We start from the raw sequence: 24,502 nt of genomic DNA, 5'->3' as shown, positions 1-24,502 counted from the left end.
GTTCGGCAGTGAGAAGGTCCTTCGCTGCGCTCAGGATGACAGACAACCAATGACCGTTCAACATAGCATGACCTTCGACCTTCTCGCCCAGGATTCCGCCACCAAAGCCCGCGCCGGCCGCCTCGAAACGGCCCACGGCACCATTGAAACGCCCATTTTCATGCCCGTGGGCACGGCCGGCACCGTGAAGGCAGTGTCGCAGCAAACTCTGAAAACGGACATCAACGCCCAGATTATTCTTGGCAACACCTACCACCTTTACCTGCGGCCGGGGCTGGATGTGCTGAAGGCGGCCGGTGGCCTGCACCAGTTCAACGGCTGGGACCGGCCCATTCTCACCGACTCAGGCGGCTACCAGGTGTACTCGCTGAGCAACACCCGGAAGATTAAGGAGGAGGGCGTGAAATTCCGCTCGCACGTGGACGGCAGCCAGCATTTGTTCTCACCCGAGGGCGTGATGGACATTCAGCGCGTCATCGGGGCCGACATTATTATGGCGTTTGACGAGTGCACGCCCTGGCCCTGCGAGTACGACTATGCCGCCCGTTCGCTCGACATGACGCACCGCTGGCTGAAGCGCTGCATCCAGCGTTTCGACAGCACCGAGGGCCTCTACGGCTACGAGCAGAACCTTTTCCCCATTGTGCAGGGCAGCACCTTTAAGGATTTGCGGGTGAAGTCGGCCGAGTTTATTGCCGAGCAGGGCCGGGCGGGCAACGCCATTGGCGGGCTGAGCGTGGGCGAGCCGGCCGAGCTGATGTACGAGATGACCGAACTGGTGTGCGACATCCTGCCCAAAGACAAGCCGCGCTACCTGATGGGCGTGGGCACGCCGGCCAATATCCTGGAAAACATTGCGCTGGGCGTGGACATGTTCGACTGCGTGATGCCGACCCGCAACGCCCGCAACGGCATGCTGTTCACCACGCAGGGCATCGTGAACATCACCAACAAGAAGTGGGAAATGGACTTCGCGCCCCTCGACCCCGAACTGGGCGGGCACGCCAGCACGTTCTACAGCCGCTCCTATGTGCGCCACCTGTTCCAGAGCAAGGAGATGCTGGGCCCGCAAATTGCCTCGGCCCACAACCTGGCCTTTTACCTGTGGCTGGTGAAGGAAGCCCGCAAGGAAATCCTGGCCGGCACGTTTGGCCCCTGGAAAGAGCGCATGGTGAAGCAGGTGATGACGCGCTTGTAGAAAGTGTTGAATGTTGAGTTTTAAATGTTGAGTGCTGTTTTTCTCAATTACCTCATTCAAAACTCAACCCTCAAAACTCAACATTATTTTGGAATGAATATCCTCGACAAATACATCATCAAGAAGTTTCTGGCCGCGTTTTTCTTCTCGGTGGTGATTCTCGTGTCGGTGATTTGCGTGATTGATTTCACGGAGAAAAACGACGACTTTATCCAGCATAATTTGTCGATGGGGCAAATTATTTTCGGCTATTACATCTACCTGTTTCCGTATTTCGCCAACCTGCTCTCGCCGATTACCATCTTTATCGCGGTGGTATTTGTGACGGCGCAGTTGGCGGCGCGCACGGAGATTGTGGCCATTCTGGCCAGTGGGGTGAGCTTTAAGCGGCTGATGCTGCCGTATGCGCTGGGCGGCTCGGTGGTGGGGCTGCTGATATTTGGGCTGATTGGCTGGGTGCTGCCGGTGGGCAGCAAGTCGCGCGTGGCGTTCGAGCGGGCCTACATTAAGCTGCCGTACCGGTTTCAGGGGCGCAACGTGCACATCAAGATTGGCCCGAAAAGCTACGTGTACATGGAAAGCTACGACAACACGAGCAACGTGGGCTTTCGTTTTGCGCTCGAAACCGTGGACGGCACCATCCTGCGCCGCCGCATGACGGCCGACGCCATCAACTGGGATTCGACGAAGCACGTGTGGCATTTGTCGCCGCAGCTGGTGCGCACCTTCCGCGGCGCGCAGGACGAGACGCTGCAAACTATACCGGCCCGCGACACCACGCTGAACCTATTCCCCAAGGACTTCGCCAGCAACTACAAGATTGCCGAAACCCTCACCCTGCCGGAGCTCAACGCCTTCATCCGCACCAAGATAGAGCGCGGGGCCGATGACACGCAGATTTACCTCAGCGACAAATACGAGCGGTATTCTTACCCCTTCGCCATCGTGGTGCTCACCCTGATTGGCGTCATCCTGAGCGCGCGCAAGTCGCGCGCCGGCGTGGGCGGGCAGATTGCGCTGGGCTTCGTGCTGGCCTTTATTTTCATCATTTTCGTGATGCTCAGCCGCAACCTGGCGCAGGTGGGCAGCCTATCGCCACTGATAGCGGCCTGGGTACCCACCACGGTGTTCAGCGTCATCGGCCTGGCGCTGTACCGGTTTGTGCCGAAGTAATTTAGGGTATGAGGGTGTGGGGGTAGGAGGGTATGAGTTGCTTTTTCCTTCGACCTATCTCATTCCTCATACCCCCACACCCTCCTACCCTTATACCCTTGCTAAGAGACTACCTCAAGCTTCATTTCATTGTGCTCCTGTGGGGCTTCACGGCCATTTTAGGCAAGCTGCTGAGCTTGCCATCGGTGGAGCTGGTGTTTTGGCGCACGCTGCTGGCGTCCACGGGGCTGGCGGTGCTGCTGGTGGCCCGGCGCATGCCCTGGCGCATCCCGGCAGGCCAGGCGCTGCGGCTGCTGGCAGTGGGCGCGCTGGTGGCCACGCACTGGATTACCTTTTTTCTGGCGGCGCGGCTGTCGTCGGTAAGCGTGTGTTTGGCCGGACTAGCCACGCTGGCCTTGTGGACCTCGCTGCTGGAGCCGCTGCTGCTCTGGCGCCGGGTGCGCGGCTACGAGGTGGGCCTCGGGTTGATTACAATGGCGGGGTTGTACTTGGTGAGCCAGGCCGAACTGGACCAACTATTGGGCTTGGGCGTGGCAGTGCTGTCGGCCGGCTTGTCAGCGCTGTTTAGCGTGCTAAACTCCAAGTTGGTTAAGCAGCATCCGCCGCTGCGGCTCACGTTTTATGAGATGCTGGGTGCCTGCCTGAGCATCGCGCTGTTCTTCCCCGTCTACAGCCGCTATTTCACGCAGGGCCGGGGCCTGCAGCTGGCCTGGCACGGCTACGACTGGCTGTGGCTGGGTTTGCTGGCCGGCGTGTGCACAGTGTATGCCTTCTCCACTTCGGTAGAATTGATGAAGCGCATCTCCCCTTTCGCCGTAAACCTGACCATCAACCTGGAGCCGGTGTATGGCATCGGCATGGCGGCCGGCATCTATTGGCTACACACCAAGGGCTTGTTGCACGCGCCGCAGTTCAACGGCGAGCGCATGAGCACGGGGTTTTACATCGGTACGCTGCTCATTGTTCTCAGCGTGCTCATTCACCCGCTGGTGGCCCGGCTAATGAAGGACAAGGAACCGGATTTGGAGCCGGCAATGCCGGTGTAAGCAGAACGAGTACCCCGAAGCAGGAGCTTCGGGGTACTCGTTCTACAGCACGCCTTGCCATACTGCATATTCAGGCGGCCACACCGTAGCCGCCGGCTCCCCAGCTTCCCAGAGCCCGTACACCGCCGAGCCCGAACCCGACAAGCTCGCATAAGTGGCCCCGGCTTCGTAAAGCTGCTTTTTAATTTCCGCCAGCACCGGGTGCGCGGGCGTCAGGGCCGTTTCGAAATCGTTGCTGACGGTTTCGCGCCAGGTGCTCATGGGTTGGGCCAGAGCTTCGCGCAGCGGAAACTTAGGCGCCTGCGGCACAATCCGAATGTATGCCTCGGCCGTGCTGATGTGCAGATTGGGATATACCACCACGCAGCTCGTACCGGTCAGCGTCAGGTCGATTTCCTCGAATACGTCGCCCTTTTCCACGGCCAGCACGGGCTTGTTGCGAATGAAAAAAGCACAGTCGGAGCCCAGTCGGCGGGCGTAGCTTTCGAGGGCTTCGGCTGTTAAATTCAAGCCAAACAGGTCATTCGCTGCCTTCAGGGCAAAGGCGGCATCGGCCGAGCCGCCGCCCAGGCCGGCGCCGATGGGCACAATCTTATGCAGATACAGCTGCACCGGCGGCAGCTGCGGCAAATCGGCCTGCAGCAGCTCGTAGGCCCGCACGCAAAGGTTGCTGGCTGGGTCGCCGGGGATGGGGCGGCCGGTGAGCGTGATGCTGGTGGGCTGGCCAGGCGCGGCAGGCAAAATCTCCAGCGCATCGGTCCAGGGCAGGGGCACGAAGACGGACTCGAGGGTGTGGAAGCCGTCGGGCCGGCGCTGGGTGACGTAGAGGCCGAGGTTGAGCTTGGCGTTGGGAAAGACGAGCATCCTTGAAGGGTTGAGTTTTGAGGGTTGAATGTTGAGTTGAATTTGAGTGGCTCAACGCTCTCCCTACTTTCAGCCAGCAAAGTACCGAGTCCTACCTTTGTTTATGGCTGAGGCAACTCAACATTCAACCCTCAACATTCAAAACTCCTTCTACGTCCGCCACGGCAAGCGCCTGCTCGACCTGGCGCTGGCCGGGCCGCTGCTGCTGCTCACGCTGCCGCTGCTGGCGGGCGCGGCGGCCCTGGCCGCGGCCCAGAACCGCGGGCGCTGGCTGTTTCGGCAGGTGCGGCCGGGCTGGCACGGGCGGCTATTCACGCTCTACAAGCTCCAAACCATGACCGACGCGCGCGACGCCATCGGCCAGCTCCGGCCCGATGCCGAGCGCCTGACGCGGTTGGGCCGCTCGCTGCGCGCCACCTCGCTCGATGAGCTGCCCCAGCTCTGGAACATCGTGCGCGGCGACCTGAGCCTGGTGGGCCCGCGCCCGCTGCTGCCCGAGTACCTGCCGCTGTACTCGCCTACCCAGGCCCGCCGCCACGAGGTGCGGCCCGGCCTCACCGGCTGGGCGCAAGTGAACGGCCGCAACGCCATCGGCTGGGAAGAAAAATTTGCCTTCGACGTGTGGTACGTCGACCACCTGAGCTGGCGCCTGGACCTGGCCATCTTGTGGCGCACCGCTGGGCGCGTGCTGCGCGGCAGCGGCATCACGGCGCCCGGGCAGGCCACTACCATACCCTTCCGGGGCACGCCGCCCCCATCCGTTTCTCCGTAGATGATGCCCATGACCTCTCTGTTTTTTTCTGAATACGAAGCCGAAGAAGCCGGCGCGCCGCTTGTCATTTTCGGGGCAGGCGGGCTGGGCCGCGAAGTGCTGCTGCTGCTGCGGCAGCTCAACGCCCGCCACCCCACCTGGGACGTGCGCGGCTTCTACGACGACCAGCCGCCGGCCACGCCCACCGTGGCCGGCCTCCCCTACCTCGGCACCGCCGCCGACCTCAACGCTACCGCCGAGCCGCTGGCCGTGGCCGTGGCCGTGGGCAGCTCGGCTGGCCGGGCCGCCGTGGTGGGCCGCCTTACCTCCGATAAGCTCACTTTCCCGCCTCTGGTGCACCCTCAGGTAGAACCCACTGCCTACCAGCGCATCACGCTGGGCGAAGGTTGCATCATCCAGCAAGGCTGCCTGTTGACTTGTGATATTTCGCTGGGCCGCTTCGTGCTGCTCAACCTGGGCTGCACTGTGGGCCACGATGCCGTGCTGGCCGATTTCTGTTCTCTGATGCCCCACGCCAACGTGAGCGGCGCGGTGCAGTTGGGCACTGGCTGCTACCTGGGCGCCAACGCCACCGTGATTCAGAGCGTGGCCGTAGGTGCGGGCAGCATTGTGGGCGCTGGCGCCGTGGTGGTGCGCGACCTGCCGGCCGGCGTCACGGCCGTAGGCGTGCCGGCCAAAGCAATCGGGAGTGTTGAGGGTTGAATGTTGAGTGTTGAATTAATTCCGCCGCCTTTCTGCTCCCTCGTTCTCTTATTTAAGTGTTGAATCATAAAGGGTGAACCAGCTACCAGCTTCTTCTCCGACTCAACATTCAACCCTCTACATTCAACACTTCCTAAAATGCGCAGCCAGGATTACGACCGTCTCTACCTTTCCCCGCCCCACCTCGGCCGGCACGAACTCAACTACGTGCACAAGGCCATTGAGGACAACTGGGTGGCGCCGGCCGGGCCCAACCTGGCGGGGTTTGAGGCCGACATCTGCGCGGCCACGGGCGTGCCCTATTGCGTGGCGCTGAGTTCAGGCACAGCGGCTATTCACCTGGGGCTGATTTTGCTGGGCGTGGGGCCGGGCGATGAGGTGCTGTGCCCCTCCTTCACCTTTGTGGCCACGGCCAATCCGGTGGTGTACCTGGGGGCCACGCCCGTTTTCATCGACAGCGAGCCCGACACCTGGAACCTGTGCCCCGAGCGCCTGCGCGAAGCCATTATGGACCGCATTGCGAAAGGTAAAAAGCCCAAAGCCCTTATCCTGGTGCACCTGTACGGCATGCCCGCCAAGCTTCCCGAAATCCTGGCTTTGACGAAGGAATTCGACATTCCCATCCTCGAAGATGCCGCCGAAGCCCTGGGTTCGGAGTGGCAGCAGCAGCCGCTGGGCGGCTTCGGGCGGGTGGGCGTGTTCTCGTTCAATGGCAACAAGATTCTGACTACCAGCGGCGGCGGCGCCCTCGTCACCTACGACCGCGCCCTGGCCGAGCGGGCCCGCTTCCTGGCCACCCAGGCCAAGGACGACGCGCCCCACTACCAGCACTCGCAGCTGGGTTACAACTACCGCCTGAGCAACATCCTCGCCGGCATCGGCCGCGGCCAGATGGAGCTGCTGCCCGACCGGGTGAAGCGCCGCCGCGAAATCTTTGCTTGGTACCGCGAGCACCTCGCGGCACTACCCGGCATCACGGTGGCCCCGGCGCCGGAGGCGGCTGACAGCCGCTCCAACCGCTGGCTCACCACCATTCTAATAAACCCCGTCGACCCAACCGCCGACGGCGCACCAGGCCGCGCCCTCACACCCGAAACCCTGCGCCTGCACCTCGAAACCCGCAACATCGAGAGCCGGCCGCTCTGGAAACCCCTGCACCTGCAGCCCCTCTTCGCCGACGCGCCCGTGTACGGCGGTGCCGTGTGCGCCGATTTATTTGAAAGAGGCCTGTGCCTGCCCAGCGGCACCGCTATGGGCGACGGGGAGTTGCGCCGCGTGAAAGAGGCACTGACGGAGGCGCTGGGGTAGTCACCAACACCATCCGCCAGAGCTTCTTTTGCAGAAGCGGCTGCCTATGCTTAGAAACTTAGGAAAGCATTTTTACGTCAGCCGGAAAAGTCCTGTGGGCAAAAGGAAACTTCGAAGAGAAGCACACGGGTGCATTTCCACCCCGGTGGCCCACAGGCCGCGCCAACCGGCTACCCCGGCTTCACAAAGACCAATGTGGTGAAGGGGTTTGTCGCCGTAGCGCTGCTGGGAACAGTGCTTTTCAATTCGTACCCCTCGCGGTAAAGCTTTTCCAGCACGCGTTGATACCCTTGCGTGGCCGCGTGCATAGCGCCAAACAGTGCGCCGTCGGCTTTGTCGGATTCTTTTTTGAAGGTAAATTCCTCCTTGCGCCCATGTGGGCCCGCCAGCGTGACAAACACCTGGCCGCCGCCGTCCACAATCCGCACGACCACCACGCTCGGCTCGCCGGCCAGCGCAGGCATGGGAGATGCCCACAGGGCCAACAGGCACGCACTCAGAATAAGAAGCTTTTTCATGCGCCCAAGGTAACGCCCCAGCTTTGGAAATCCCGTTCACCGAAACGGTCAATTCCCTGACTCGTCTTATGAGCTCTTGCGGGCCACTCCAAATTCGCTCATTTGATGAACAAGGGCAGCGAAAAAGAGGCGCTAAAGCGCGGCTGGCCAGTGAGCAAGAGCCCCTAGCCAACGTCCAGCCCTGGCAAGCCGAGCAAATCAGCGGCCTGCCGCGCCACCGCTTTCACACCGGCGACGTCTGGGCCGGTGATGGTCAGGTGGCCCATCTTGCGGCCGGCGCGCGCGTCCAGCTTGCCATACAGGTGCAGGTGCGTGCCCGGCAGGCGCAACACGGCTGACCAGTCCGGCTCACGCCGCTGGCCGCTGGCGTCAAACCACACCTCGCCCAGCAGGTTCAGCATGATAGCCGGCGAATGCTGGCGCGGCTGCGGCAAGGGCAGGCCCGCCATGGCGTGCACCTGCAGGTCAAACTGCGAGGCGTCGCAGGCGTCCAGGGTGTAGTGGCCGCTGTTGTGCGGTCGCGGGGCCATCTCATTCACTACCAGGCCACCGTGCGCACTGCCATCGGCCACCACAAAAAACTCCACGCACAGCACCCCAACATAGCCGAGTTGCTGCGCGATGGCCACGGCCGCGTCGCGGGCTCTGGTGGCCAGGGCAGGCGGCATGTTGCCTTCGTAGGCGTGCGTCACGGCCAAAATGCCCTCGACGTGCACATTACGCTGCGGGGCAAAGCTCACAACCTGCCCGTCCCAGCCCCGCCCCACCAGCACCGAACACTCGGCGGTGAGCGGCAGCATCTTCTCCAGCACACAGGCCACGCCGCCCAGCTCTACCCAGGCGGCCGCAAGGTCCTCGGCGGTCCTAACGCGCACCTGGCCCTTGCCGTCGTAACCCAGGCGCGCGGTTTTCAGGATGCCGGGCAGCAAGTCGGTGCGCTCGTCCAGGACTGCCTGCAGCTGAGCTGGGGTTTGAATCACCGCATAGGGCGCACAGGTCACTCCCGATGCATCGGCACAGGCCACAAAGTGAGCTTTCTCTTCGATGCGGTCTTGGGCTATGCCCACCACGGCCGCGCCCGGCGCCACGGGGCGGGTGTTGGCCAGTGTTTGCAGGGCCTGGGCGGGCACGTTTTCAAACTCAGTGGTGATGGCCTGGCACAGTTCGGCCAACTGCGCCAGCCCGGTCGGGTCGTCGTAGTCGGTCTGGATGTGGTGATGGCTCACCAGCCCGGCCGGGCTTTGCGCGTCAGGCTCCAGCACGGCAGTGAAGTAGCCCAGGCGCTGGGCGGCGTGCACAAACATGCGGCCTAACTGGCCGCCCCCCAGCACCCCTAGGGTAGCCGGCCGGCCCGCAGCGTCTACACTGCCCGGAAAAACCGGGGTCATCGCGGCAATGTGCATTTCGTCATTCATACCGGCAGCGTCATGGCGCGAGCGGCCTCGGTTTGTTCGGCGCGAAATGCCTGCAGCTTCGTTGCCAGGCCCGGGTCGTGCAGGGCCAACTGGCTGACTGCGAACAGCGCGGCATTGGCCGCCCCGGCCGTGCCAATGGCAAACGTGGCCACGGGCACGCCCTTGGGCATCTGCACGATGCTGTGCAATGAGTCGACTCCCTGCAAATGGCGGCTGGCCACGGGCACCCCCAGTACGGGCACCGTGGTTTTGGCGGCCAGCATGCCCGGCAGGTGGGCAGCCCCACCCGCGCCGGCAATGATGGCCTGCAGGCCGCGCGGCCCGGCTTGCTCAGCGTAGGCAAACAAGTCGTCGGGCATGCGGTGGGCCGACACCACGCGCGCTTCGTGGGCCACGCCAAATTGCGTGAGTATCTGCACGGCGTGCTGCATGGTGTCCCAGTCGCTGCTGGAGCCCATCACCACGCCGATTAAGGGCGTTTCGGCGGTGGCGTTGGGACTGGGGTTATTAGTGGAGGTACTCATGGTGTTCCTTGTAAAAGGGGCCGGGCATCCCCGGGTATTCGGATAAACTTGATTTCGGGCGTGGCGACGAACCCTCGTTCGGGAGCCGGTTCCGTTCAACTTCACCCCCGGCCCCTCTCCCGCGGAGAGGGGAGCCGAACGAGTGCAGACGTCCGCGCAGTCGTGGCTCTCCTCTCTATTGGAGAGGGGCCGGGGGTGAGGTTACCCTTAGCGCTCCAACAGAACCTCCGTCCCCAGAATCACCATATCTACCCGGCCTTTCAGTGTCTGGTCGATGAAGGGTGTGTTCTGGGATTTAGATTTCATGAAATCCTTCGTGAAGGTGGTTTCCGCTTCGGTATCGAACAAGAGGCAGTCGGCGGGTTGGCCCACTTCGATGGCGGCCACCGGCAGGCCCATCAGGCGGCGGGACTCCGCTGAATAGCGCTTCACCACCAAGTCCCAGTCGAATTTACCGGGCTCGACAAAATGGTGATAAAGCGACACCAGGGCCGTGTCGAGGCCGGTAATGCCGTTGGGCGCGCTGACGAAATCCTGCGCTTTCTCGAACGGCGTGTGCGGCGCGTGGTCGGTGGCAATGAGGTCGAAGACGCCTTCTTTAAGGCCTTCGAGCAGCGCATCACAATCGGCCTGCGTGCGCAGCGGCGGGTTCATCTTGTAGTTCGTGTCGTAGTCGCCGATGTGCTCGTCGGTGAACAGCAGGTGGTGCGGGGCCACTTCGGCCGTCACCTTCACGTCGCCGCGCGACTTCCACCAGCGGATGGTTTCCATGCCCAGTTTGCTCGACACGTGCTGAATGTGCACGTGCGCTCCCGCCGCCCGGGCCAGGCGAATGTCGCGGTCGATGATGATTTCCTCGGCGCAGGCCGGCGAGCCCTTGATGCCGAGCCGGTAGCTCATCACGCCTTCGTTGAGGGCGCGCGGCCCGGCCAGCTCCGGCACTTCGCAGTGGCTGGCAAAAAACATCCCGAACTCGGTGGCGTACTGCATGGCCCGCAGCAGCACGGCCGGGTCGGCCGTGGTGTCGCCGTCGTCGGTGAGCATTTTCACCCCGAGTTCCCGCATGCCCTCGATTTCGGCCAGCTCCTTGCCCTCGCGGTTCTTGGTCACGCAGCCCGACGTGTACACCGGAATGCGGGCCCGGTGGCGCGCGTTTTCGAGCACCGCATCCACCGCCGAGGCCGAGTCGAGGGCCGGGCGGGTGTTGGGCATCATCACCACGCCGGTCACGCCGCCGTTGATGGCCGCTTCGCTGCCCGTGGTGATGGTTTCCTTGTTCTCAAAGCCGGGAGCGCGGAAGTGGACGTGGGCATCGAACATGCCCGGCATCAGGATGCGACCGCGCGCGTCGATGACGCGGGCCCCCTCGGGAATGGCCAGTTTGCTGCCCATGTCCTGAATTTTTCCTTCGGCAATCAGGACATCGCTCTCGAGCAGAGTGGGTGAGTTTTCGGAGGCGATGCGGGCGTTTTGAAGGAGAATCATGAAGTGCTAATTGCTGTAAACCCGCTAGGGTTCTGGGAAATAAAGGTTAAGAAAGGAAGTCAGTCGCCGCGCGGCGTTCAGGGCATAATTACCGTCGAGTTGGCGCGCTGCGGGGCGACATACGATTCCTGCCGCGGAAAATCCCCGCCCGGCGTAAGCCAGTCGAGCACGGCCATGCGCACGGAAATCCCGTTTTCGACCTGGTTGGTGATGAGGCTGCGCTCATAGTCCATCACGGCGTCGCACAGTTCCACCCCGCGGTTCACGGGGCCCGGGTGCATGATGTAGAGGCCCCGGTCGCTGATTTCGGCCAGCCGGGTATTGGTGATGCCGTAGACGCGGTGGTATTCGCGCACGCTGGGGAAAAACTGCACGTCCTGGCGTTCCAGCTGCACGCGAAGCAGGTACACCACGTCGGGCCCCCAGGCCATGGCCGCCTCGTAGTCGGTGAAGCGCGGAATGGTGGCCGGCACGTACTTGGGCACCAGCGAGCCCGGCCCGAGGTAGGCCACCTCCACGCCCAGCTTTTGCAGCAGCGTGCTGGTGGAGCGCGCCACGCGGGAGTGCAGAATGTCGCCGATGATGAGGACCTTTTTGCCGCGGGGGTCGGGAAATTTTTCCTTGATGGTGAAAGCGTCGAGCAACGCCTGGGTGGGGTGCTCGTGGGCCCCGTCGCCGGCGTTGATGACCGCCGCCGTGGTTTGGCGGGCAATCATGCCGGGCAGGCCCGAATGGCTGTGGCGCACCACAATGTAGTCGGTGCGCATGGCCTGGAGCGTCTCAATGGTCTCGCGCACCGACTCGCCCTTGGTGATGGAGGAGTGGTCGACATTGAAGTTCGTGACCTCTGCCGAGAGGCGCTTGGCCGCCACCTCGAACGACGAGTGCGTGCGCGTGCTGGCCTCGTAGAAAAGCATGAGCACCGACTTGCCCTCCAGCGCCGGGATTTTTTTCACCGAGCGGGTGAACAGCTTTTTAAAGGACGTGGATTGGTCGAGCAAAAACTCGATTTCCTCACGGTGCAGCGAGGCGATGTCGAGGAGGTCTTTACGTGCCATACCGAAGCGGAGGAAGATTAGTGTGGGATTAAAAAAGAGGAACGGTAGTTGAGCTGTTCTTAAAGCGCTTACACCGCATGCCTCGCCTGGCTGTGGGCGTCAGCCAAACTTCACGGGCATAAAAAAACCGCTTCGGAATCCGAAACGGCAGCGGGGCAACAAGCAGAAAAAATAACAGAAACACCTGCGGCGAAATCGGAAAAACCGACGGCGGTGAGGACCTTCCGGTCCTCCCGCGGGTCCCAGCCGAGCAAGGTTCCGCGCTTCATCAACAGGTATTTTGGTTGAAGCATGGTGCAAAACTACGGAATTGTTAAGCCGGGCTATTCATTGGTAATGTTAATTTTTTTTCGGGCCCGCTCTTTCAACTTTTATTTCCGACTTAACGGCCTAAACCACGCGCTCTTTGTCAATCCTTCCGCCCCCGAAAAAAATCACAGTCCGCGTAAGCCATTGCTACGCAAGCACAATGGGCCTTAACTTTGGCTCTTTATTTCGCCCGCCTCGGCGGCTGAGCCACTGCCTTACGAAAACGAAGCAGCCCCTCAAGTACTTGGTATTTCAGGGGCTGCTTCGTTTTCGTAAGGCCCCACCGGGCGCGATTAAGCCCGTGTTTCAGGAGCATTCCCGCTAGGTTTTGGCAATGACAACAGCCTGCCGGCTAGGCTTGCACCAACGACTTATTTATCCGGCTCACCAGCGCCGGACCTTCATAGATAAAGCCGGTGTAAAGCTGAATGAGCGACGCGCCCGCGGCTAATTTTTCCTGCGCATCGGCCGCGGAGTGAATGCCGCCGGCGCCGATGATGGGCAGCGCCCCCTCGCTGCGCCGGTGCAGGTAGCGGATAACCTCGGTGGCGCGCGCCCGCAGCGGCCGCCCGCTCAGGCCGCCTGCCCCCAGCGCGGCTACCTGCCCGGCATCCGTGGCCAGGCCCTCCCGGCTGATGGTGGTGTTGGTGGAAACCAGCCCGCTGAGCTTGGTTTCGCGGGCGATGTCGAGGATGTCGTCCAGCTGCGAATCGGTCAGGTCCGGGGCTATTTTCAGCAGCAGGGGGCGCGGCCGGGCGCGGTTCAGGTTCCGTTCCTGCACCTGCTGCAGCAACTCAATGAGCGGTTTTTTCTCCTGCAGCTGGCGCAGGTTGGGCGTATTGGGCGAGCTCACGTTCACCACAAAGTAGTCGACTTGCTCGGCCAGGGCTTCAAAACAGGCCACGTAGTCCTCGGCGGCGCGCTCGTTGGGCGTGTCCTTGTTCTTGCCAATGTTGCCGCCGATGATGAGCTGCCGGTTCCGGCGCCGCGCCAGCCGCGCGGCCACTACCGCCGCGCCGTCGTTGTTGAAACCCATGCGGTTGACCAAGGCCTCGTCCTGCGGCAGGCGGAACAAGCGCGGCTGCGGGTTGCCGGCCTGCGGCCGGGGCGTCACCGTCCCGATTTCCACAAAGCCGAAGCCCAGCGTAGCCAGTTCATCGGTCAGGGCCGCGTTTTTATCAAGCCCCGCCGCCAACCCCACCGGGTTCGGAAATTTCAGCCCCAATACCTCCCGGGCCAAACTCGGGTGCTGAAAATCGTACATAGCCCGGAGCATGGCCTTGGTCCCCGGCACGCGGGCCGCCCGCCGCAGGTTGTCGAAAACCAAATGGTGGGCGCGCTCGGCGTCGAGGGTGAAGAGGGCAGGTTTGACGAGTGCTTTGTACATGTGCGATTACTGACCGGCCCGTCCCTTGCGGCTGGGCCTTTGGTAGTGACTGGCTTCGGCCAGGTGGTGAAGCTGAATTTTCTTGGGGCCGGCTGGGCTGGCGATGATGCAGACCAATTTCAGAATCAGTTGGGAAAGCGAAAGGAGCTAATCAGACACTTGTCCATTAGCTAATCCACTGGCCAATTGCCTATTAGCGCTTAAGGCGCTCTATGTCGGCGCTGAAGGATGGGCTTGGCAGCCGTGGCCCAGCGGCAAGCAATGAGTAGAGTGGCTTTGGTGACCCCAAAGTACGGCCTCCGCAGTCGGGTGCGCAACGCTCTTGCCCCAAAGGCGCTCCATTGCCGCCGGCTATTCCGGCAATCCATCTTGCGCAACGTGGTCAACCATTCAATCCAGGCTTAGCTGGAATGAGAAAAGCAGTGCCGCACAACGGACAGCACGCTGACCATCAACGCTTCTGTCGGGGCACATATTATTTCACTGCCATTCCGTGGCTTGTGGCGCGAAGCTTGCCTTAAAACCTCTTGCCCGGCTCCTGGGCTGGCCGTCGCGCCTCTTTTTGCCGTTAAAGGCCCATCCATCTTTTTTGTATCATGAAGAAGTCACCCGTTTTTGCCCTGCTTCTGGCCCTGCCGCTGGCCGCCGCCGCGCAAACCACGCCCACCACCACGAGCCCCGCCAAAACCACTACGACCACCGCGCCCGCTCCGGCCGGCACCCAGCAGCAAACCGAAGTAGTGGAAGAGCTTGACCCCGCTACCGGCAAGGTCATTCGGCGCACCACCCGCACCATCAACGTGCCCACCGGCACCACCCCGGCGCCCACCACTACGAAATCCGGCACGACTACCACCGCCAGCGACCTACCCACCTCACCGGCCACTGATGCCCAGGTAACGGCTTTTCTAAAGAAGAAAACCACGGTTTCGACCCTCACCACCGCTGGCCTGCTCGACGCCTATAACCGCCTTATGGACCGTGTACACAACGACCGTTCGGGCTGGAAGCCGGCCGACTGGGCCCTCGCTGCCAACGTGATGAGCGCCCTCAATGCCCGCTACGACCAGCTCCGCAGCAATTTCTCTTTCGATGACAAGGTGAACATCCGGGCCCAGCAGGCCGAGTTCCAGACCCTGCGCACCGCCCGCCAGCTCTCCGACCAGGTTTCGGACAAGTTGTAAGAATCACAGGCCATTAACTGAAAAAGCCCCGGCAGAAAACCTGCCGGGGCTTTTTAGTGCCTAATGGTGATGGTGTTCTTCCTCAGGCGGCGGGGGAAACTCAATTGCCGCCCGGTAGAGCAGGGCCGTGGGCACGCGCGGATAGTGGTGGTGCAGGTGATGAAAGGCGAAGGAGGCCGTGATAGGCGTCCAGGCCTGGGCCAGGGCGGCGGCCGTGCGTGCCGCCGGGTTGCGCGACGACACGTGGTGCGGCACGTACGATGCCCAGATGGGCATCGTCGCACTCATCACAAACGCCACGCCCCAATACACCAGCCCCACCGCCGAGCCCGTGGCCCAGTACAGCGCCACAAACGCCCCCAGCAGCGCCAACGTCAGCCCCGTTTCAATGAGCTGAATACGCCGCGTATTCGGCGCGATGCGCAAGGACTCACGCCGCAGCATCAGCGTGTGCCAGGGCCCCTGCCACAGCACCCGCGAGAAGCTCCAGGTAGCGGGAGCGCCCTCCGGGTCGGCCTCGGTGAGGCAGCGGCCGTGGTGGCGCAGGTGTGTCACCTGCAAGCCGTGCCCGCTTTTGAGGATGAGCAAGCCGGCCAGGGTGAGCACCCGCTCGTTGGTGGGTTTCTTCAGGCCCAGCGAGTTGTGCATGGCGTCGTGCATCATCACGAAGGCCGCCAGGCACACCACAGCAGCCAGCGGCACAGCCAGCCACCACCAGCCAGCCAGCGCCAGGCCCACATACAGCGCCAGCAGCACCCAGGGCCGGGCCAGCTCTATGTGCCGCTGGGCCGGAGTGAGTTCAAGTTTCATGCGGAATGAGTCAGTGTTTGGATTAGATGCCGTTTGGGTATTCGTCTATCATCCTGAGCGCAGCGAAGACCTTATTACGCTCGTGTCGTTTGAAATGATTGCCAGTCGTTTCGGCGTGAGAAGGTCCTTCGCTGCGCTCAGGATGACAGCCGACTTTATCGTTTCACTCCCGCGCCTCGTACCGCAGCGGCAGCGCGTATATAGGAATTTGCTCCGGCTCCACCGCACGCCAGCTAGATTGAAAGGAGCCATTGTAGCCAAACAGCTTGCCGATAACTGGATTCCGCACCACCACCTCAATGCGGTAGCAAGCGGCTGCATCGTCATACCATTCCTCCACGTCGGCCAGTGCGGCAAATACATTGGGCAGCCGAAACGCTAACCACCCTTCGCGAAAGCGCTGGGCGCCGGCGCGCAGGCGGAGTCCGCCGCGGGCCGTCACGGCCATGGCAATGTCCACGGCCACGTGCTGGTGCGTGCCCAGGTAATCGACGATGGTTTGACGGGCGGCGCTGCGCACCATCGTTGCGTCGAAGCAGCGGGTGTGCAGCGGAAAATGGAAGCGCCGAATCCAGGTCACGGTCTCGCGGCCCAATGGGTCGACGTAGGCGTAGTTTTCGATGCGAAACGGCACGTTGCGCCCCGTTTCGGGGAAGGTTATTTGGCGCCCCAGGCCGGCCCGCAAAAACGGCCGCGTGAAAAACGGCCCGTGCCACACCCGCTCCATCACGCCCTCGCCCACAAAGGCCCGGTGGTCGTGGCTGCTAAAAGCCAGCCGCTCCTGAATGCGCGGGTGAAGCTTCGCAAAGTCGGCTCCGAGCTGCTGCTGATAGATGGAAGGCATGAGACAAAGGGTAATTAGGCGACAGCCGCAGGAGCTTCCTGTGGCACTTTGGCGGCTGGCCGCACACCCTCGGGCGGCTGGCGCAGGCAGCGCGTGGCGCTGGGAACCAATTCTATAGGAATGACAAGCGCCACTCCTGCCAGCGCCATCAGGGCCAGGTTCAGGGTAAGCGGGTTGAAGGGCGCCACAAACACCGCCGGCTGGCTAAACAGTGCCCCGGCCCCTAGCACCATCAGACCCAGTAGGTTCAGCCAATACACCGGCCGCAGCCTGTCCATCGGCAGCAGCCAGAACAGCAGCCCAAACAGGATTTCGCCCACGCCCACGGCCGCCGCTACCCCGTGCGCCGCGCCAGCCGAAAAACCTGCGCCTTGCAGAATGCGCAGCTCGCCGGTGTCCGGAAACAGCAGCTTGGGCACCACCCCCTGGTATATCCACACAAAGCCGAGCGTGAAGCGCACCAGCGCCATTATCAGCCCCAGAGCCCGCGACACGGCCGGGCGCTGCCCCTGCTCCAGCCACAGCCGCAGGCTGTCGAAGCCCCAGGCCGTGGCCCAGCCGATGAGCGGCCGAAACGCCAGCCGGTCAAGCCACTCCCCTGCCACGCCGAAGCGCGTTTGGTAGTCGTAACGCGTGAAGAAGCGCAAGCCATCCTCCGTAGGGACGTATTTCCAGAAGCCTGCGCCTTCCCGAATGAGTGACACCTTTTCATCGGACCAAAACTTGAGCACCGACGTGCGCTCCCCGTTCTTTTCCTTGGTCCCGAGGCTCTCGCCGCAACCCGCCACCCCCAGACCAAACCCAATACGCGTGGCATACAGAAATTGCTGCGGCTCGGCCTCCGAGGCCCGCGGCAGGTACTCTATCTCGGTGAAGCGCAGGTCCCATTGCTGATGCAAATCGGGCTGCTGGGTGTGCGCCCACAGCTGCTCCATGCTGCTGCGGATGCGCGTTTCTACGTAAATCGAGGGCCTCTTCATTGGTCTTATGAAGGTACATACCACCCATCACTTTAGCGCCGAAAAAAACAAGAAAATCAGCTGACCGCAGCGCTTCCTTGTGTTGCAAACGCTCAGTTAGCCGTCCGCCAAGATTCAGATTGAACCGCTTTTGCGCTTTCCGTCTTTTGTCGTCTCAAATGTGGTTTCCGAACTGTCGGCGCATCCAATTCCTACTGCCCCATGGCATACCGGATGCCGCCCAGCAAATGCCGCACAAACAAAGGCTCGCGGAAGCTGTCGTCGGTGTGGCCGCCGGCGGTGTAGAAAGCCCGTCCGCCGCCGTAGCTGTGATACCAGGCAATGGGGTGCGTGGCCCCGTTGGTGCCGCCGGTGTAAGTGGTTTCGTCCAGCGTGGCCAGCACATGCAGGTCGGGCGCGATGTTGCGGAAATTATACCACTCGTCGGTACGCACCCAGCTGTCGGGCAGGAAGCTGGTAGCGGTGTGGGTTTTGTCCGTCACGCGCACGGTGGCCTGCTGCACGGCCGGGTGCCCGTTGAAATACGCCCCTACCAATCCATTGTACCACGGCCAGTTGTATTCGGTATCGGTGGCCGCGTGAATGCCCACAAAGCCCCGGCCCAACCGAATGTATTGCTCGAATGCCGTTTGCTGGGTGGCATCCAGCACATCCTGCGTGGTGCTCAGAAAAACCACGGCTTGGTATTTCCGCAGCGTGTCGAGCCGGAATTTCCCTGCATTGGTGGTCGTATCCACCCGAAACTTATTCTCCCGGCCCAACTGCTGAATGGCTCGAATGCCTACCGGGATAGAAGCGTGGTGAAAGCCATTGGTTTTTGAAAAAACCAGCACAGCGGGCCGCACGGCAGCCTCCGGCACAGGAGCGTCTTTTTCTCGGCAACCAAGCAGAAGCCCCACGAACAGCAAACGACACCAGGCAGCATTCATAGCGAAAGAGTGTTAGGAAAAAGCGGCGGGCAGTCCGTGTTTTCGGGCAAATTACCACATGAACCACCCTCGGCCGTGGCGCCCTGAATTTACAAAGGCGGGTTCACCAAGTCCAGCGCCTGCGCTAAATCGGCCAACAAATCCTCTACGGGCTCAATGCCCACGCTCAACCGCACCAGCCCCACGGTGATGCCCAGCTCCGCCCGCTGCTCATCCGTCAGGGCGCGGTGCGAAGTGTAAAGCGGGTGCGAGCACGACGAATCGACGCCCGCCAGCGAGGGCGCAAACGGAAACCGCTGGCTGCGCTGCATAAAGCGGTTCACTGCCGCGGCATCATCGGCCAGCCGAATGGACATCATCCCGCTAAACAGGCCGTGGCCCTGCACCACCGCCAGCGCGTGCTGCGGGTGCGTGGGCAGGCCTGGGTAGTACACCGCCTCCACCGCCGGGTGCATCTCCAGAAACTCGGCAATCTGCTGGGCATTGTGGCTGTGCGCCGCCACGCGCAGGCGTAGGGTTTTGAGGCCGCGCACACTCAGCCAGCTTTCCATGGGGCTGAGGGTGAGGCCAAATACGGTTCCTATTTGGCGCAGGCGGGCGGCGTCTTCGGCCGTGCTGGCCACCACGGCACCGGCCGTCACGTCGGAGTGGCCGGCCAGGTATTTGGTCACGCTGTGCAGCACCAGGTCGGCCCCGAAAGCCAGCGGCTTGGTGAGCACCGGCGTGGCGAAGGTGTTGTCCACCACCAGTTTTAGGCCGTGGCGGTGGCATTCAGCCGCCGCGGCCCGCAGGTCCACCACCCGTAGCAGCGGGTTGCTCATGGTTTCGCAGAGCAGCAGCTTGGTGCTGGCTTGCACATGCGCCTGCAGGTCGTACAGTTCCTCAAACGGCACGTAGCTCACCGTGATGCCGAGCCGCGACAGCTCCAGGTTCAGCAGCGCCGCCGAGCCACCGTAAATGTCGGCCGCGCACAGCACATGGTCGCCGGCCTGGCAGTAGGTCATCAGCGCCGCGAAAATGGCGGCCATGCCCGAGCCCGTGGCCACGGCGCCCGCGCCACCTTCCCAGCGGTTCACGGCCTCGGCCAGCTCATCGGAATTGGGGTTGCCGTTGCGCGAGTACAGGTAGCGGCTGCCGGGCTCGTCGAAGTACTGCTGCACGGCATCCAGGTCCTCAAACTTGAAGACGGATGTTTGGTAGATGGGTGTGATTTTGGGGTGAATATCCGGGAGCGTCATCAGGGCGGGAATAGGAGAGTTGCGACGCAAAGGTCGCACCTACTCCGCTTTGCCCGCTTCAGCCAGGCTGGCTTTGTGCGCCCGGTTTTCGCGCCGGAACACTTCCATCAGCACTAGGAAATACGACACCAGCAGCGGCCCCACCACCAGCCCGATGAGCCCGAAAATCTCCACGCCCAGCACCAGGCCCACCAGCGTGACGAGCGGGTGAATGTCGCCCATGCGCTTGGCCAGCATGATGCGCAGCAGGTTATCCACGTTAATGATGACGATGAAACCCACCAGCAGAATGCCAATGGCCTGCCCATTGTGCCCCTGCGAAAACTGGTACAGCGCCGCTGGCCCCCACACCAAAGGCGTGCCCAGCACCGGCAGAAAGGCCATGAAAAACGCCACCACGCCCCAGAAAAGCGCGTCCGGCACGCCAAAAATCCACAGCGTCAGTCCGGTCAGGATACTTTGCACCAAGGCTACCAGCACCTGCCCCAGCACGTTGGCATTCACGTTGTTCCTCAACGACTCGCCCAGTTCAATAAGCGTTTCGTTGCGGAAGGGCAGGTAGCGGTGCAAGCCCAGCAGAAAGTATGTCTCCTGCATAAACAGGTAGTACATCGTGAACAGCATCAAACCCACAATCACTAGGAAGTTTAGGGCGCTATTGGCCAGCGTGGGCAGCCAGCCGCTCACCTTGGCGCCGCCCTGCAGCAAAATCTCCCGCACGTTCAGCTGTTCGGCTACTTTGAATCCCGTAGCGGCTTCAATCTTGTGCACCACTGTCAGAATCTGCTCGGGATTTTTGGCGAAGGTCACCAGCCGGTCGAGCAATAGCGAGCTGAGCGCGTAGAATGGCACTACCAGCACCACCACCGTTACCAGCAGGATGCCAATAGTCACCAGCCGCTGGTTCCACCGCCGCTTGTGCACCAGCGCTATCCACCAAGGCCGGAACACCACGAACAGAATGCCGGCCGCCAGAAACGCCGTCAGGTACTGCGCCAGCCCGAATAGCATCAGTCCGGCCAGTGCCAGAATGGAGCACACCAGCAGCACATAGCGCTGCCGCGGCGTGTAAATGTTTTCGACGGCCATAAAGGGGGTACGGGTGTCTTTCATAAGAGGAGAATAAGCGCAACAGCCGCTGCATCTATACGGCAATATGGGATTTACGCCGTGCACCAAGCCATAAAAAAAGCCGTTCCTGCTGAGCAGAAACGGCTTTTTCAATTAAAAAGGAAGTATTGGCTACGACAAAGCGCCTTCAGCCAACACAATCACGTTGTTGCGCAGCACTTCCACCACGCCGCCTTCGATGCGGATGACCTCGCGGCCACCGGCGCCACCGGTCAGCGTCACGTCGCCGGCCCGGAGGGCGGCAATGAGGGGCGCGTGGTTGTTCAGCACTTCAAACGCGCCATCGGCACCCGGAAACTGGGCCGACGACACTTCGCCTTCAAAAACCTTGCGGTCGGGGGTGATGATTTCTAAATGCATGTTTTGTTGGTGCTTGGAGCTTGGTGCCTAGTGCCTGGCATTTGGAGTTGCAAGAACAACCCAAGCACCAAGCACTAAGCTCCAAGCACTATAATTACTTCGCTTCTGCCATCAGGCGCTCGCCCTTGGCCACGGCATCCTCGATGTTACCAACGAGGTTGAAGGCAGCCTCGGGCAGGTGGTCGTACTTGCCGTCGATGATTTCGTTGAAGCCTTTGATGGTGTCTTTGATGTCAACGAGCACGCCTTGCAGGCCGGTGAACTGCTCGGCCACGAAGAAGGGCTGCGACAGGAAGCGCTGCACGCGACGGGCGCGGTTCACCACCTGCTTGTCCTCTTCGGAGAGTTCGTCCATGCCCAGGATGGCGATGATGTCTTGCAATTCCTTGTAGCGCTGGAGCAGCTCTTTCACGCGCTGGGCGGTGTTGTAGTGCTCGGCACCCAGCACGTCGGCCGACAGGATGCGCGAGGTCGAGTCCAGCGGGTCAACGGCCGGGTAGATGCCCAGCTCGGCGATTTTGCGGCTCAGTACCGTCGTGGCGTCCAAGTGGGCAAAGGTGTTGGCCGGAGCCGGGTCAGTCAAGTCATCGGCCGGCACATACACGGCCTGCACCGAGGTGATGGAACCGCGCTTCGTCGAGGTGATGCGCTCCTGCATGGCACCCATTTCGGTGGCCAGCGTGGGCTGGTAACCTACGGCCGAAGGCATACGGCCCAGCAGAGCCGATACTTCCGACCCCGCCTGCGTGAAGCGGAAGATGTTGTCGATGAAGAACAGAATGTCGCGGCCGGCACCGGTGCCGTCGCCGTCGCGGAAGCTCTCGGCAATGGTCAGACCCGACAGGGCCACGCGGGCGCGGGCTCCGGGGGGCTCGTTCATCTGGCCGAACACGAGGGTGGCCTGCGACTTCTCCATTTCGGCGAGGTCCACTTTCGAGAGGTCCCAGCCGCCTTCTTCCATCGAGTGCTTGAAGGCTTCGCCGTAGCGGATGATGTTGGCTTCGATGAATTCGCGCAGCAAGTCGTTGCCCTCGCGGGTACGCTCGCCCACGCCTGCAAACACCGACAGGCCTTCGTAGGCCTTGGCCACGTTGTTGATAAGCTCCTGAATCAGTACGGTTTTGCCCACACCGGCACCACCGAACAAACCAATTTTACCACCTTTTACATAAGGAGCGAGCAAGTCAATCACCTTGATGCCGGTGAAGAATACTTCCGACGAGGTAGCCAGGTCCTCGAACGCCGGGGCGTTGCGGTGGATGGGCAGGCCGCCGTCGCTCTTGGGCTGCTGAATGCCGTCGATGGCCTGGCCAATCACGTTAAAGAGGCGGCCTTTCACGCCGTCGCCGGTAGGCATCGAGATGGGGGCACCCAGGTCGCGCACTTCGGCGCCGCGGGTCAGGCCCTCGGTCGAGTCCATGGCGATGGTCCGCACCCGGTCTTCGCCCAAGTGCTGCTGGCATTCCAGAATTACCACTTGGCCGTTGTCTTTCGTGACTTCGAGGGCGTCGAGGATGTTGGGCAGCTTCGTGTTCTCGCCCGCGAAGCTCACGTCAACGACGGGGCCGATGACCTGAGTGATTTTGCCGGTATTGGCCATTTGGTTGTATTTATGATGAAGTTATGCAGTTTTTCAGGCCGCAAAATTACGGCAGGGGCGCCGTTTTTCCAACCCTAACGTTTGCAGCGGCCGGCGCCGGCCAAGAATTTATTTCAACTTGTTAGCCTATGAATATCAGGCAAAAACCCCTGTCAGATGGTTTCCCAGCCCATCGGCTGGCGTTTTTCTTGCAAAAATTTTTCGGCGAAACCTTGCGCTGAATTATTCCCTTCCTACCTTTGCACTCCCAAACGGCACGTAGCCCACTGGGAAATTGTCCGATGGTGTAACCGGCAACACGCTTGATTTTGATTCAAGAAAGTCCAGGTTCGAGCCCTGGTCGGACAACGACACCGCTCGCATAGCAAACGAAAGGCGCTGGCTTCTCCACTTCCCGGAGAGGTCAGCGCCTTTCGCTTTTTCGCCCTGCTTCGTTTTGGGCTCTGGTTTCGGCCGGGCCGCCACGCTCTTCCCACTGCTTCACCTTGTTAGCACTCGTTTGTTATGGATTCACAGGTTAAAATCTTCGCCGGGAGCGCCTCCCGCGAGCTGGCTGCGAAAATTGCTCACTCCTACGGCACCGAACTCGGCGACCTCACCCTGCAGCGCTTCGCCGACGCGGAATTGGGCCCGAGCTTCAACGAGAGCGTGCGGGGCTGCGCCGTGTTCTTGGTGCAAAGCACCTTCCCGCCCGCCGAAAACCTCATGGAGCTCATGCTGATGGTGGATGCCTGCAAACGGGCCTCGGCCTACAAGGTGAACATCGTGATGCCCTACATGGGCTACGCCCGCCAAGACCGCAAAGACAAGCCCCGCGTGAGCATCGGAGCCAAGGTGGTGGCCAACATCATTCAGAGCGTGGGCACCGACCGCGTGATGGCCTGCGACCTGCACGCCGGCCAGATTCAGGGCTTCTTCGACATCCCGGTCGACCACCTAGACGGCTCGACCGTAACGGCGCCCTACATCAAGTCGCTTAACCTCGAAAACCTCATTTTCGCCTCGCCCGATGTGGGCGGCGTGGTGCGTACCCGCGCCTTCGCCAAGAAGTTTGGGGCCGAAATCGTGGTCTGCGACAAGATGCGTTTGCGGGCCAATGAAATTGCCTCGATGCAGATTATCGGCGATGTGAAGGGCATGGATGTGGTGTTTGTGGACGACATGGTGGACACGGCCGGCACCATCTGCAAAGCCGCCGACCTGGTGATGGAGCGCGGTGCGAACTCGGTGCGGGCCGTCATCACGCACCCCCTGCTCAGCGGTCCGGCCCACGAGCGCATCCGCAACTCTGCCCTCACCGAGCTGATTACGACCGACACCATCCCGCTACGCGAGCAGAACGATAAAATCCGGGTGATTTCGCTGGCTCCGCTGTTTGCCGCCGCCATTCGCAACGTGGTGACGCACGAGAGCATCAGCTCGCTGTTTGTGTAAAGTTGCCTAGCTTGGTAGGCGGCTATCATTGCGAGGCGCAGGCCGTGGCAATCCGTCCTGTCAAAGCCTGACATGTCCTTTTACCAGAAAGCCCCGGTACCGCAATGGCGCCGGGGCTTTTGCATTTGAAAAGGCTTTATTGCTACGCAAAGCTTGTCGCGAAGAGAGGACGGATTGCCGCGTTCCGCTTCGCTCCACTCGCAACGACAGACGATTTTGGCACAATTTTGTAG

Annotated in this window: 24 protein-coding genes and 1 tRNA gene; 9 read left to right on the top strand and 16 right to left on the bottom strand. The window is 61.7% G+C overall.

Going from position 1 to position 24,502, the window contains the following annotated elements; genetic code table 11:
• Positions 1 to 67: 67 nt before the first annotated feature.
• The 3 genes from tgt to MTP16_RS11435 all read left to right on the top strand — a co-directional run bounded on the left by tgt (position 68) and on the right by MTP16_RS11435 (position 3,417).
• Positions 68 to 1,198: a tRNA guanosine(34) transglycosylase Tgt gene (gene tgt, locus MTP16_RS11445; protein ID WP_243519843.1), complete on the top strand. Its 1,131-nt coding sequence runs from the start codon at positions 68 to 70 to the stop codon at positions 1,196 to 1,198.
• Between the two features lie 93 nt (positions 1,199 to 1,291).
• The gene (locus tag MTP16_RS11440; RefSeq protein WP_243519841.1) at positions 1,292 to 2,371 is read left to right on the top strand and encodes an LptF/LptG family permease; all 1,080 of its coding nucleotides are present in this window, start codon (positions 1,292 to 1,294) and stop codon (positions 2,369 to 2,371) included.
• 98 nt (positions 2,372 to 2,469) lie between these two features.
• Positions 2,470 to 3,417, top strand: coding sequence for a DMT family transporter (locus tag MTP16_RS11435; RefSeq protein ID WP_317244105.1), 948 nt, complete (start codon positions 2,470 to 2,472; stop codon positions 3,415 to 3,417).
• Positions 3,418 to 3,459: 42 nt separating this feature from the next.
• On the opposite strand, the gene ispE is transcribed toward MTP16_RS11435, so the two are convergent.
• Positions 3,460 to 4,281: a 4-(cytidine 5'-diphospho)-2-C-methyl-D-erythritol kinase gene (gene ispE, locus MTP16_RS11430; protein ID WP_243519838.1), complete on the bottom strand. Its 822-nt coding sequence runs from the start codon at positions 4,279 to 4,281 to the stop codon at positions 3,460 to 3,462.
• 103 nt (positions 4,282 to 4,384) lie between these two features.
• Here ispE and MTP16_RS11425 point away from each other — a divergent pair, with 103 nt between their 5' ends.
• The 3 genes from MTP16_RS11425 (at position 4,385) to MTP16_RS11415 (ending at position 7,063) form a co-directional block, all read left to right on the top strand.
• Positions 4,385 to 5,053, top strand: a complete 669-nt coding sequence (locus MTP16_RS11425) for a sugar transferase (RefSeq protein WP_243519836.1) — start codon at positions 4,385 to 4,387, stop codon at positions 5,051 to 5,053.
• A gap of 9 nt (positions 5,054 to 5,062) precedes the next feature.
• Positions 5,063 to 5,755: an acetyltransferase gene (locus MTP16_RS11420; protein ID WP_243519834.1), complete on the top strand. Its 693-nt coding sequence runs from the start codon at positions 5,063 to 5,065 to the stop codon at positions 5,753 to 5,755.
• Positions 5,756 to 5,893: 138 nt separating this feature from the next.
• Positions 5,894 to 7,063 (top strand): DegT/DnrJ/EryC1/StrS family aminotransferase, encoded by a 1,170-nt coding sequence (locus MTP16_RS11415; protein ID WP_243519832.1) that lies wholly within the window; start codon positions 5,894 to 5,896, stop codon positions 7,061 to 7,063.
• Positions 7,064 to 7,233: 170 nt separating this feature from the next.
• Here the strand turns inward: MTP16_RS11415 and MTP16_RS11410 are convergent, their stop codons facing one another.
• The 7 genes from MTP16_RS11410 to MTP16_RS11380 all read right to left on the bottom strand — a co-directional run bounded on the left by MTP16_RS11410 (position 7,234) and on the right by MTP16_RS11380 (position 13,759).
• Complete coding sequence (locus tag MTP16_RS11410) at positions 7,234 to 7,581, bottom strand: hypothetical protein (protein WP_243519831.1); 348 nt, start codon at positions 7,579 to 7,581, stop codon at positions 7,234 to 7,236.
• Between the two features lie 164 nt (positions 7,582 to 7,745).
• Positions 7,746 to 8,996 carry a 5-(carboxyamino)imidazole ribonucleotide synthase gene (locus tag MTP16_RS11405; protein WP_243519829.1) on the bottom strand — a complete coding sequence of 417 codons (1,251 nt, stop codon included), beginning with the start codon at positions 8,994 to 8,996 and terminating at the stop codon, positions 7,746 to 7,748.
• On the bottom strand, positions 8,993 to 9,520 hold the full coding sequence (purE, locus tag MTP16_RS11400) for a 5-(carboxyamino)imidazole ribonucleotide mutase (RefSeq protein ID WP_243519827.1): 528 nt from the start codon (positions 9,518 to 9,520) through the stop codon (positions 8,993 to 8,995). Before purE ends, MTP16_RS11405 begins: the two co-directional genes overlap by 4 nt.
• A gap of 207 nt (positions 9,521 to 9,727) precedes the next feature.
• On the bottom strand, positions 9,728 to 11,005 hold the full coding sequence (locus MTP16_RS11395) for a dihydroorotase (RefSeq protein ID WP_243519825.1): 1,278 nt from the start codon (positions 11,003 to 11,005) through the stop codon (positions 9,728 to 9,730).
• 77 nt (positions 11,006 to 11,082) lie between these two features.
• The gene (locus MTP16_RS11390; RefSeq protein ID WP_243519823.1) at positions 11,083 to 12,063 is read right to left on the bottom strand and encodes an aspartate carbamoyltransferase catalytic subunit; all 981 of its coding nucleotides are present in this window, start codon (positions 12,061 to 12,063) and stop codon (positions 11,083 to 11,085) included.
• Positions 12,064 to 12,173: 110 nt separating this feature from the next.
• Positions 12,174 to 12,356: a hypothetical protein gene (locus MTP16_RS11385; protein ID WP_243519821.1), complete on the bottom strand. Its 183-nt coding sequence runs from the start codon at positions 12,354 to 12,356 to the stop codon at positions 12,174 to 12,176.
• Between the two features lie 368 nt (positions 12,357 to 12,724).
• On the bottom strand, positions 12,725 to 13,759 hold the full coding sequence (locus MTP16_RS11380) for a quinone-dependent dihydroorotate dehydrogenase (protein WP_243519819.1): 1,035 nt from the start codon (positions 13,757 to 13,759) through the stop codon (positions 12,725 to 12,727).
• A 596-nt stretch (positions 13,760 to 14,355) separates the two neighbouring features.
• Between MTP16_RS11380 and MTP16_RS25880 the strand changes: the two genes are divergently transcribed.
• Complete coding sequence (locus MTP16_RS25880) at positions 14,356 to 14,943, top strand: hypothetical protein (protein ID WP_262922671.1); 588 nt, start codon at positions 14,356 to 14,358, stop codon at positions 14,941 to 14,943.
• A gap of 60 nt (positions 14,944 to 15,003) precedes the next feature.
• Here the strand turns inward: MTP16_RS25880 and MTP16_RS11370 are convergent, their stop codons facing one another.
• From MTP16_RS11370 to atpD, 8 genes are all read right to left on the bottom strand, one after another.
• Entirely contained in the window at positions 15,004 to 15,753 is a 750-nt protein-coding gene (locus tag MTP16_RS11370) for a fatty acid desaturase family protein (RefSeq protein ID WP_243519817.1), read from the bottom strand.
• A 163-nt stretch (positions 15,754 to 15,916) separates the two neighbouring features.
• Positions 15,917 to 16,597 carry a DUF4166 domain-containing protein gene (locus MTP16_RS11365; protein ID WP_243519815.1) on the bottom strand — a complete coding sequence of 227 codons (681 nt, stop codon included), beginning with the start codon at positions 16,595 to 16,597 and terminating at the stop codon, positions 15,917 to 15,919.
• A gap of 14 nt (positions 16,598 to 16,611) precedes the next feature.
• The gene (locus MTP16_RS11360; protein WP_243519813.1) at positions 16,612 to 17,577 is read right to left on the bottom strand and encodes a DoxX-like family protein; all 966 of its coding nucleotides are present in this window, start codon (positions 17,575 to 17,577) and stop codon (positions 16,612 to 16,614) included.
• Between the two features lie 191 nt (positions 17,578 to 17,768).
• Positions 17,769 to 18,410 (bottom strand): ThuA domain-containing protein, encoded by a 642-nt coding sequence (locus MTP16_RS11355; protein WP_243519811.1) that lies wholly within the window; start codon positions 18,408 to 18,410, stop codon positions 17,769 to 17,771.
• A 185-nt stretch (positions 18,411 to 18,595) separates the two neighbouring features.
• On the bottom strand, positions 18,596 to 19,744 hold the full coding sequence (locus MTP16_RS11350) for a trans-sulfuration enzyme family protein (RefSeq protein WP_243519809.1): 1,149 nt from the start codon (positions 19,742 to 19,744) through the stop codon (positions 18,596 to 18,598).
• Positions 19,745 to 19,783: 39 nt separating this feature from the next.
• Positions 19,784 to 20,857 carry an AI-2E family transporter gene (locus MTP16_RS11345; protein ID WP_243519807.1) on the bottom strand — a complete coding sequence of 358 codons (1,074 nt, stop codon included), beginning with the start codon at positions 20,855 to 20,857 and terminating at the stop codon, positions 19,784 to 19,786.
• Between the two features lie 129 nt (positions 20,858 to 20,986).
• Positions 20,987 to 21,235: an ATP synthase F1 subunit epsilon gene (atpC, locus tag MTP16_RS11340; RefSeq protein WP_243519805.1), complete on the bottom strand. Its 249-nt coding sequence runs from the start codon at positions 21,233 to 21,235 to the stop codon at positions 20,987 to 20,989.
• Positions 21,236 to 21,329: 94 nt separating this feature from the next.
• The gene (atpD, locus tag MTP16_RS11335) at positions 21,330 to 22,835 is read right to left on the bottom strand and encodes a F0F1 ATP synthase subunit beta (RefSeq protein ID WP_243519803.1); all 1,506 of its coding nucleotides are present in this window, start codon (positions 22,833 to 22,835) and stop codon (positions 21,330 to 21,332) included.
• Between the two features lie 275 nt (positions 22,836 to 23,110).
• Here atpD and MTP16_RS11330 point away from each other — a divergent pair.
• Together MTP16_RS11330 and MTP16_RS11325 are read left to right on the top strand one after the other, a co-directional pair.
• Positions 23,111 to 23,183 (top strand) — tRNA-Gln (locus MTP16_RS11330).
• A gap of 156 nt (positions 23,184 to 23,339) precedes the next feature.
• On the top strand, positions 23,340 to 24,269 hold the full coding sequence (locus tag MTP16_RS11325) for a ribose-phosphate pyrophosphokinase (RefSeq protein WP_243519801.1): 930 nt from the start codon (positions 23,340 to 23,342) through the stop codon (positions 24,267 to 24,269).
• The last annotated feature ends 233 nt before the right edge of the window (positions 24,270 to 24,502 follow it).

Source organism: Hymenobacter monticola, from assembly GCF_022811645.1.
GTDB classification, from domain to species: domain Bacteria; phylum Bacteroidota; class Bacteroidia; order Cytophagales; family Hymenobacteraceae; genus Hymenobacter; species Hymenobacter monticola.
The sequence above is the reverse complement of the archived record's forward strand: the minus strand, read 5'-3'. Positions and strand labels throughout refer to the sequence as shown.